Consider the following 9,476-nt stretch of genomic DNA (forward strand, 5'->3'; position numbering starts at 1 on the left):
GGACTTGGCGGTCACCGGGGTGCCGTCGGAGAACTTGGTACCGGACTTGATCTTGACGGTCCAGTGCTGCTGGTCCGTGGAGGTGATCGACTCGGCCAGGTCGTTCAGGGCCTTGGAGGTCTTGGGGTCGTAGCGCATCAGGCCACGCATGATCATGTTGAGGACGGCGCCGCCGTTGACCTCGTTGGTGTTGGCCGGCTCGAGCGGGTTCTGCGGGTCCGCCCACCACGCGGTCACAATGCCGCTGCTGTTCCCGGTACCGCTGCTGGAGCTCGACTTCCCGCTGCTGCTGCAGGCAGTGGCGGCGAGGGCGACGGCCACGGCGCCGATCGCCAGCTTGCTGTGGGTGGATCCGCGCATATGGTGCCTCCTGCGACCGCGTCGGTTTGGTCGGACGTCTCCGAGTCGACGGCCCGCGCGGGCGGCGCGCAATTCCGCCGCCTCCGACCGGGTGGCGGCAGCCCGGTGGCGGCGCCCGGAACGACTCCCTAGGCTCAGCCCCGGTGCAGTCGTTCACCCCGGTCGGGACGGCCGGTCGCGTGCCAGACCCCTCTGGGGCCGCCCGTCCCCTCCGGTCAAGCCGGCCTGGCGGCGCTGCTGCTGACGGGACGTCAACGGCTGCTTCTCACAGGTTGGCGAAGCAGTAGTGGAGCAGCGCCCCGGCCATGAGGCTGTAGTCGAACATGGCCACGAGGATCGCCAGCGCAAGGCAGACCATGAGCAGGCCGACCGCGCTCGGCTCCCGCCGCACCCGCCGCGCGAAGTGCGCGGCCGACGCCAACGGCAGCATCAGCCCCACCGCCCCGGCGAGCAGGTAGGGGGCGCCGCTGCTCCCGCGCCCGCCGATGAAGTGGGCCCCCGCGAAGGCGTTCGCCCCGGCGCAGACCAGGCACACGAGCGCGAGCCCCACGGGCGCGAGCGGCACCGCGCCCAGCCGTTCCGTGACGGCGGTCCGGACGGACGGCCTCAAGGCGCCGTCGGGAACCGGGAGTTCGGCCACGGGCGCAGGAGGAGCGTCCGGCGGCGGAAGTGGCACCGGGCGCTGCGCGCGCGTCCTGACCGCGCGCTGCGGGGCGGGGGAAGCAGGCGGAAGGGCGGCGGCCTCACCGGACGGTTGCGCCTCCCGCTGCCGGTCCCCGACGGCACCCGCCACGGCGACCGGGCCGACGGCCTTGTCGGGCGGGGCGAGCTCCGGTACCGGAGAATGCGCCCGCCTCCCCGGTCCGCTCGCCCGCGGCGCCTGGGACGTCGTCCGCCTCTTGCTGCCCGTACGCTTGCCCACCTGGATACCTCACTGCGTGTCCGTGGACCAGGCCCCTGGCCCCGAGCGGCGTCCCCGCCGTGCGAAACGATCACCGAACGGGTGCAACAGGAAACGACCCGGTCCGCCGAGTCACCCGGACGGCGCAGGGGTGATGACCCGTGGTGGATCGGCGCCGGCGACAGCTGACCCCCCGTCAACCCGTCGGCGTTCAGGCGTCGATGCTCTCCCACCCGGGGCGGGCCGGGCGTTCGCCGATCCGGCCCACGGGGCGGCTGCGGTAGACGACGTACGGGCGGAACAGGTAGAACCACGGCGCACTGAACATGTGCACCAGCCGGGTGAACGGGACCATGCCGATGATCACCATGCCGATGACGGCGTGCGCCTGGTAGGTGGTGGGCACGGTCGCCATCAGTCCCGTCCGCGGGTGCAGGGCGAACAGGCTGCGTGCCCAGGGGCCGATCGTGTCCCGGTAGTCGTAGCCGTGGCTCAGGCCGGAGTTGGTGAGTTTGGTGTACATACCGAAGCCGATCTCGCCGACCAGCAGCAGGTACACGATCTTGTCGTTCCACGTGGTGGCCCGGAACACCGGGGTGTTGGTGCGCCGGCGGTAGACCAGGGCCGCCAGCCCGGCCACCGCCAGCACGCCCGCCACCGTGCCGCCGACGAGCGAGAGCAGGTGGTAGGAGTGCTCACTGACGCCGACCGCGTCGGTCCAGCTCTTGGGGACGAACAGGCCGATCAGGTGGCCGGCGAGGACGAACAGGATGCCGTAGTGGAAGGCCGGCGAGGCCCACCGCAGGAGCCGGGACTCGTAGACCTCGCTGGAGCGGGTGGTCCAGCCGAACTGGTCGTAGCGGTACCGCCAGACCAGGCCGACCACCAGGCAGGCGAAGGCGATGTAGGGCAGCGCGCTCCACAGGAACGTGTCCATCAGCGGCCTCCGGTGAGGACGGGGAGCTGGGCGAGGTGGCCGTAGGGCGGCAGCTCCCCGCCGGTGCCGACATCCTCGCGGGGCGGGCCCGAGCGGGCCAGGGCCAGCGCCTGCGCGCGGTCGGCCGGGCTCGCGCCGGGCAGGGTGGCGCAGACCGACGTCAGCACGTGGGCGTAGGGTGTCGCCGCCTCCTCCAGGGCCAGGCGCAGGAGTTCGAGTCCGGGCCGGTGTTCGCGCAGCAGCGCGTCGCTGCGCGTCGCGGCGCTGAACTCCAGGACCACCGGCAGGAAGTCGGGCAGTTCCTCCCCCTGCAACCGCAGGCCGTGCTCGCGGTAGACCTGGGTGAAGCGGAGCAGCGCGGTGCCCCGGCGGCGGGTGTCGCCGTCGGTCCACCAGCTGAGGTGGAGGCTGTGCCGGTTCCGGAAGTCGAAGACCTCGGTGTAGTGCGCGGCCAGCTCGGAGAGCGGGGTGACCCCGGCATGGTCGAGGAAGCGTCCGAGCGGGTCCTCGTCGCCGACGGCCGCGCGCAGCAGCGGCAGCTGGTCCAGGAGTTCGGCGTCGGGGTAGCCGAGGCAGCGGGCCGCGGCCTGGTGCCGGACGGCTGCCCGGTACCGGACGGCCGTGGCCGCGTCGGCGCGCCGGCCGCGTGCGCTGCGGGTCACAGGACGTCCTCCGAACGATCGGCGGTCTGCCGGCGGCGCAGCGCGTGGAAGGACTCCAGCGAGACCAGCGGCAGCGTCCTGCGGCCGGAGTTCTCGCCGAACGGCCCCTTCTCGCTGTCGCCGTCCGTCCCGTCGAGGTGGCCGATGCTGCAGGTGGCCGGGACGGCCGACTCCTCCAGGGCGTGGGCGTCGGCCATGGCGGCAGTCGGGATGACGTACCGCTCCTCGTACTTGGCGACGGCCAGCAGCCGGTACAACTCCTCGATCTGGCGCTCCGTCAGGCCGACGGCGGCGGGGACGGCCGGGTCGGGCGTCCCGCCGAGGTTGCGGGTGCGCATGTGGGCGCGCATGGCGGCGAGGGTCTCCAGCGAGCGCCGCACGGGTCCGGTGTCCCCGGCGGTGAACAGTCCGGCCAGGTACTCCAACGGGATGCGCAGGGTGTCGATGGCGCCGAAGAGGTTGCGCGCGTCCTCACCGTCGAAGCCGGTCCCGGTGAGCGCCTCGACGACCGGCGACAGCGGCGGGACGTACCAGACCATGGGCAACGTGCGGAATTCCGGGTGCAGCGGCAGCGCCACCCGATAGGTCGCGATGAGGGCGTGCACCGGGGAGCGGCGGGCCGCCTCGATCCAGTCGTGGGCGATGCCGTCCCGTTCGGCGGCGGCCCGGACCTCTGGGTCGGCCGGGTCCAGGAAGACGTCCAACTGCGCCTGGTAGAGCTCCTTCTCGTCGCGCACGGACGCGGCGGCGGTGACCCGGTCGGCGTCGTAGAGCAGCACGCCGAGGTAGCGCAGCCGGCCGACGCAGGTCTCGGAGCAGACGGTGGGCAGGCCGACCTCGATCCGCGGGTAGCAGAAGGTGCACTTCTCGGCCTTGCCGGTGCGGTGGTTGAAGTACACCTTCTTGTAGGGGCAGCCGGTGACGCACTGCCGCCAGCCGCGGCAGTGGTCCTGGTCGACCAGGACGATGCCGTCCTCCTCCCGCTTGTACATCGCCCCGGAGGGGCAGGAGGCGACGCAGGCGGGGTTGAGGCAGTGCTCGCAGATCCGCGGCAGGTAGAACATGTAGCTCTGCTCGAAGGCGAACTTCACCTTCTCCGAGGCCTGCCGGCGCAGCCGGGCGACCATCGGGTCCTCGCCGGCGCGCTCGGGCATGCCGCCGAGGTTGTCGTCCCAGTTGGAGGACCACTCGATCTTCATGGGCTTGCGGGTGAGCAGCGAGCGCGGCGCGGCCACCGGGTAGTCCTCCCCGAGGGGCGCGTCGGTGAGCTTGTTGTAGTCGTAGGTCCAGGGCTCGTAGTAGTCCTTGATGCCGGGCAGCACCGGGTTGGCGAAGATCTCGGCGAGCCGCCTGACCCGGCTCCCCGCCCTGAGCGTCAACCGGCCGCGGCGGTTGAGCTTCCAGCCGCCCCGCCAGCGCTCCTGGTCCTGCCACTGGCGGGGGTAGCCCTGGCCGGGCCGGGTCTCGACGTTGTTGAACCAGACGTACTCGACGCCGGACCGGTTGGTCCAGGTCTGCTTGCAGGTGACCGAGCAGGTGTGGCAGCCGATGCACTTGTCGAGGTTCATCACCATCGCCACCTGGGCCATGACCCGGCCGACGGCCGCTCCGCTCCCGGGCATCAGTACCGCACCTCCTGCGAGCGGCGGCGGATCACGGTGACCTGGTCGCGCTGGTTGCCGGTCGGGCCCAGGTAGTTGAAGGCCCAGGAGAACTGGGCGTAGCCGCCGATCAGGTGGCTGGGTTTGAGGAGGACCCGGGTGAGCGAGTTGTGGATGCCGCCGCGGCGGCCGGTCTCCTCCGCCCTGGGCACGTTGACGGTGCGCTCCTGGGCGTGGTGCATGTAGACGGTGCCGGGCGGCATCCGGTGCGAGACGACGGCGCGGGCCACGACGACGCCGTTGCGGTTCACCGCCTCGATCCAGTCGTTGTCCCGGACGCCGATGGCGGCGGCGTCCTGCTCGCTCATCCAGACCAGCTGGCCGCCGCGGGACAGCGAGAGCATGAACCAGTTGTCCTGGTACTCGGAGTGGATCGACCACTTGTTGTGGGGGGTGAGGTAGCGGACCGTCACCTCGCGCTGCCCGTCCGGGCCGAGCCGGGGCTCACCGAACAACCGGTGCATGTCCAGGGGCGGCCGGTAGACGGGCAGGGCCTCGCCGAGTTCGTGGATCCAGTCGTGGTCGAGGAAGAAGTGCTGACGGCCGGTCAGTGTGTGCCAGGGCTTGAGGTGTTCGGTGTTGAGCGTGAAGGCGGTGTAGCGGCGTCCGCCGGACTCGCTGCCGGACCACTCCGGCGAGGTGATCACCGGGACCGGCGCGGCCTGGGTGTCGGCGTACGTGACGCGCTTGCCCTGGTGCTCCTCGGCCAGCTCGGCCATCCGCTGCCCGGTGCGCCGCTCCAGGGCGCGGAAGCCCTGGACGGCCAGGCGTCCGTTGGTGGTTCCGGACAGGGCGAGGATGGTGTCGGCGGCCTTGACGGCGGTGTCCAGCAGCGGTCGGCCGTCGGCCGGACCGCCGCGCGCGGTGCCGTGGGCGCGGGCGAGGGCGGCGACCTCGGCGTCGGGGCGGAAGGTGATGCCCTTGACGGGCAGGCCGAGCTTCTCGACCAGCGGCCCGAGCGCGGCCATCTTCGCGGCGATCGCGGTGTAGTCGCGCTCCACGACGGTGAGGGTGGGCAGCGTCTGCCCGGGGACGGGCTCGCAGTCGCCCGCCTTCCAGTCGCGGACGACGCCGCCGGGTTGCGCGGTCTCGCCGGGGGTGTCGTGCTGCAGCGCGGCGGCCACCAGGTCGCGGCGGGTGCCGAGGTGGGTCTGCGCGAGCTCGCTGAGCTTGGCGGCGAGCGCGTGGAAGGCGTCGAAGTCGGTGCGGGCCTGCCAGGGCGGGTCGATGGCAGGGGTGAAGGAGTGCACGAAGGGGTGCATGTCCGTGCTGGACAGGTCGTGCTTCTCGTACCAGGTGGCGGCGGGGAGCACGACGTCGGACAGCAGCGTCGAGGAGGTCATCCGGAAGTCGAGGGAGAGCAGCAGGTCGAGCTTGCCCTCGGGGGCCTGCTCGCGCCAGACCAGGTCGCGGGGGCGGACGTCGGCGGGGGCCTCCTCGGCGCGCAGGCCGGAGTGGGTGCCGAGCAGGTGCCGGGTGAAGTACTCGGCGCCCTTGGCGGAGGAGCCGAACAGGTTGGACCGCCACAGCGTGAGCACCCGCGGCCAGTTCTGCGGGGCGTCCGGGTCCTCGACGGCGAACTTCAGTGTCCCGGCCTTGAGTTCGGCGACGGCGGCGGCCACCGGGTCGTCCGTGTCGCCGAGGTCGAGCGGGTTGCGGTCGAAGGTCGGGTAGGAGGGCATCCAGCCGGTGCGGGCGGCCAGGGCGAGGCAGTCGGCGCCGGTCATGCCGCTGAAGGCGCCGGTGCCGAGCGGGGAGGCGAGGACGTCGGCGCGGAAGTGGTCGTAGCGCCACTGGTCGGTGTGCAGGAAGAACCAGCCGGTGCCGATCATCTGCCGGGGCGGCCGGGACCAGTCGTTGGCGGAGGCGAGCGTCGCCCAGCCGGTGTTGGGCCGGCACTTCTCCTGGCCCACGTAGTGCGCCCAGCCGCCGCCGTTGCGGCCCTGACAGCCCGTCAGCTGGAGCAGGGCGAGGAAGGCCCGGTAGATGGTCTCCGAATGGAACCAGTGGTTGGTGCCCGCGCCCATGAGGATCATGCACCGGCCCCGGGACTCCTCCGCCGTCCGCGCGAACTCGCGGCCGATCCGGGCGCAGGCGGCGGCGGGCACGGAGGTGTGCGCCTGCTGCCAGGCAGGCGTGCCGGGCTGCTCGGCGTCCTCGTAGCCGGTGGGCCAACTTCCGGGCAGGTCCGGCCGCTCGACGCCGTACTGGGCGAGCAGCAGGTCGAAGACGGTGGTGACGACCGGCCCGGACCGGCCGCCGATCCGGAACGCCGGCACGCCGCGCCGCATGACCCCGCCACGGCCCTGGCCGTGCTCCCCGCCCTCGGTGTCGAAGCGCGGCAGCAGCACCTCGACGCCGCGGGCGGCGGTGTTGCCGTGCAGCGTGAGCGCGGGGCGGACGCCGTCGAGGTCGAGGTTCCATCGGCCCTTGCCCGACTCGGTCCAGCGGAAGCCCAGGGAGCCGCCGGGGACGACGGCCTTTCCGCTGTGCTCGTCCAGGACGACCGTCTTCCACTCGGCGCCCTCGCTGCTGTCCGCGACGTCGGCGGCGCGCAGGAACTTGTGCGGGACGTACGCGCCGTCCCGCTCCCGGAGGGTGACCAGGAAGGGCAGGTCGGTGAACTGCCGTACGTAGTCGTCGAAGAAGGGCACGGTGCGGTCGACGAAGAACTCCTTGAGCACCACGTGCCCCATGCCGATGGCGAGCGCGGCGTCGGTGCCGGGGTGGGGGTGCAGCCACTCGTCGGCGAACTTGGCGTTGTCGGCGAAGTCCGGTGCGACGACGACCACCTTCTGGCCCCGGTAGCGTGCCTCGGCCATCCAGTGGGCGTCGGGGGTGCGGGTGACCGGGACGTTGGAGCCCCACATCATCAGGTAGGCCGCGTCCCACCAGTCGCCGGACTCGGGGACATCCGTCTGGTCGCCGAAGACCTGCGGGGAGGCGACGGGCAGGTCCGCGTACCAGTCGTAGAAGGAGAGCATCGGCGCGCCGATGAGCGAGTGGTACCGGGCGCCTGCGGCGTGGGAGACCATCGACATGGCCGGGATGGGCGAGAAGCCGGCGATCCGGTCCGGGCCGTACTCCTTGATGGTGTGCACCTGCGCGGCGGCGACCAGCTCCACCGCGTCGTCCCAACTGGCGCGCACCAGACCGCCCTTGCCGCGCGCCCGCTGGTAGCGGCGGCGGCGCTCGGGGTCCGTCTGCAGGTCCGCCCAGGCCAGCACCGGGTCGCCGCCGTTGCGGGCCTTGGCCTCGCGGAACATCTCCAGCAGCACGGCCCGGACGTAGGGGTAGCGCACCCGGGTCGGCGAGTAGGTGTACCAGGAGAAGGCGGCGCCGCGCGGGCAGCCGCGCGGCTCGTACTCGGGGCGGTCCGGGCCGACGGAGGGGTAGTCGGTGGCCTGGGTCTCCCAGGTGATGATGCCGTCCTTGACGTACACCTTCCAGCGGCAGGAGCCGGTGCAGTTGACGCCGTGCGTGGAGTTCACGATCTTGTCGTGGCTCCAGCGGTCGCGGTAGAAGACGTCGCCCGCGCGGCCGCCGCGCAGCTCCACGCGGTGCAGGTCGGCGGCGGCCGTACCGGGGCGGAAGAACTTCCCGGTGCGCAGCAGCAGTTCGCCCGGTTCCGACGTCGCCCTGCCCACGGTGGCCTCCTGACGGCAGATCAGTTCGATCGTCCTCCGTTGTTCCACGGCCCGGACCGCGGTTCCCGGCGCCACGCCGCGACTCGGGTGAAAAACCATCAAACACACCATCAGTGGAGGAATGACGCGTCCGCCGACCCAAGAATGTCCCCGTGAGATGGTGGCGCGAGATCCCCCCGGCGACCGGCTCGGCTGTGATGGCCACCGGCATCGTCTCGGTCGGCCTGCACCTGACCGGCCCCGAACCGCTCTCCCTCGCGCTGCTCGCGTGCGGCGCGGCCCTGTGGCTGCTGCTGGCCGCCGCCTTCGCGCTCACCTTCCTGCGCGACCGCGAGACGTGGACCGTCCGGGCCGCCACGCCACCCGCGCTCACCGCGGTCGCCGCGACCTGCGTCCTGGGCACGCGCTTCTCGCTGAGCGACCGTCAGGGGCTCGCCTTCACCCTGCTCGCCCTCGCGGTCCTCGTCTGGCCCGGGCTGCTCGGCTCGGTACTGCGGCACTGGCGCCGGCATCTGCCCGGGGCGGTGTTCCTGGTGTGCGTCTCCACCCAGGCCCTCGCGGTGCACTCGGCCACCCTCGCCCTCACGGGCCAGGGAGGGTGGCTGCCCTGGCCCGCTCTCGGCTGCTTCCTGCTCGGCCTCGTGCTGTACGGGGCGGCCCTGGTCCGCTTCGACCTGCGCCAGGTGCTCACCGGCGCGGGGGACCAGTGGGTCGCGGCCGGCGCCCTGTCGATCTCCGCGCTGGCCGCCGCGAAGCTCGCCTCCTGGCAGGGGTGGACCGGCCCCCTGCACGACGCGCTGCGGGCCGCGACCGCCTTCCTGCTCTGTCTGGCGCTGGCCTGGTACCTGGTGCTGCTCGCCGCCGAAATGCGCCGGCCGCGGCTGCGGTTCGACGTCCGCCGCTGGGCGACGGTGTTCCCGCTCGGCATGACCGCGGTCGCGGCGCTGACGGCGGCGGCCGTCACGGGCTGGACCTGGCTGCACGGGCTCGGCACCGTGCTGCTCTGGATCGCCGCGGCGGCCTGGGCGCTCACCGCGGCGGGCTTCCTGGTCAGCCGCCTGCCCCGGGCCCGCTCGGCGGCAGACGGGCACTGACAGCGGTCGGCCCGGGCGCTGGGACGGGAGTTCGCGTGTTCGGGTCGCCGACGCCCGCGCCGCCGAGCACCCCCGCACGGCCGGCCACCCCGACGTCCCCGCCGGAGCCCTCGCCGACGTGCTCGTCTTCCCCGGACCACCGCCTACGGGGCGGACAGGGAAGATCGCCGGACCGGCCTAGATGATCGATTCCAAGGGTCAGTGGTCGTAGGCG

At 72.7% G+C, this 9,476-nt stretch carries 7 protein-coding genes; 1 reads left to right on the forward strand and 6 read right to left on the reverse strand.

Going from position 1 to position 9,476, the window contains the following annotated elements; translation table 11 throughout:
• From ACFP3V_RS21925 to ACFP3V_RS21950, 6 genes are all read right to left on the reverse strand, one after another.
• A partial coding sequence (locus ACFP3V_RS21925; protein WP_380586026.1) for an ABC transporter substrate-binding protein occupies positions 1-360 on the reverse strand: 360 nt, incomplete at its 3' end.
• A gap of 265 nt (positions 361-625) precedes the next feature.
• A complete protein-coding gene (locus tag ACFP3V_RS21930) occupies positions 626-1,000 on the reverse strand; it encodes a hypothetical protein (RefSeq protein ID WP_380586027.1) in 375 nt (124 codons plus the stop codon).
• A gap of 472 nt (positions 1,001-1,472) precedes the next feature.
• Entirely contained in the window at positions 1,473-2,198 is a 726-nt protein-coding gene (gene narI / locus ACFP3V_RS21935; RefSeq protein WP_380586029.1) for a respiratory nitrate reductase subunit gamma, read from the reverse strand.
• The gene (narJ, locus tag ACFP3V_RS21940; RefSeq protein WP_380586031.1) at positions 2,198-2,860 is read right to left on the reverse strand and encodes a nitrate reductase molybdenum cofactor assembly chaperone; all 663 of its coding nucleotides are present in this window, start codon (positions 2,858-2,860) and stop codon (positions 2,198-2,200) included. The genes narI and narJ overlap by 1 nt, the downstream gene beginning before the upstream one ends.
• A complete protein-coding gene (narH, locus tag ACFP3V_RS21945; RefSeq protein WP_380586033.1) occupies positions 2,857-4,482 on the reverse strand; it encodes a nitrate reductase subunit beta in 1,626 nt (541 codons plus the stop codon). The genes narJ and narH overlap by 4 nt, the downstream gene beginning before the upstream one ends.
• Positions 4,482-8,168, reverse strand: coding sequence for a nitrate reductase subunit alpha (locus ACFP3V_RS21950; protein ID WP_380586035.1), 3,687 nt, complete (start codon positions 8,166-8,168; stop codon positions 4,482-4,484). Before ACFP3V_RS21950 ends, narH begins: the two co-directional genes overlap by 1 nt.
• A gap of 152 nt (positions 8,169-8,320) precedes the next feature.
• Here ACFP3V_RS21950 and ACFP3V_RS21955 point away from each other — a divergent pair, with 152 nt between their 5' ends.
• Complete coding sequence (locus ACFP3V_RS21955) at positions 8,321-9,262, forward strand: SLAC1 family transporter (protein WP_380586037.1); 942 nt, start codon at positions 8,321-8,323, stop codon at positions 9,260-9,262.
• Positions 9,263-9,476 lie beyond the last annotated feature (214 nt).

The organism is Streptacidiphilus monticola (assembly GCF_042658505.1).
GTDB classification, from domain to species: Bacteria; Actinomycetota; Actinomycetes; order Streptomycetales; family Streptomycetaceae; genus Streptacidiphilus; species Streptacidiphilus monticola.

Coding starts and splice junctions, on each gene's coding strand:
- narH (WP_380586033.1), bottom strand. CDS start 4,482: ATGCCCGGGAGCGGAGCGGCCGTCGGCCGGGTCATGGCCCAGGTGGCG.
- narI (WP_380586029.1), bottom strand. CDS start 2,198: ATGGACACGTTCCTGTGGAGCGCGCTGCCCTACATCGCCTTCGCCTGC.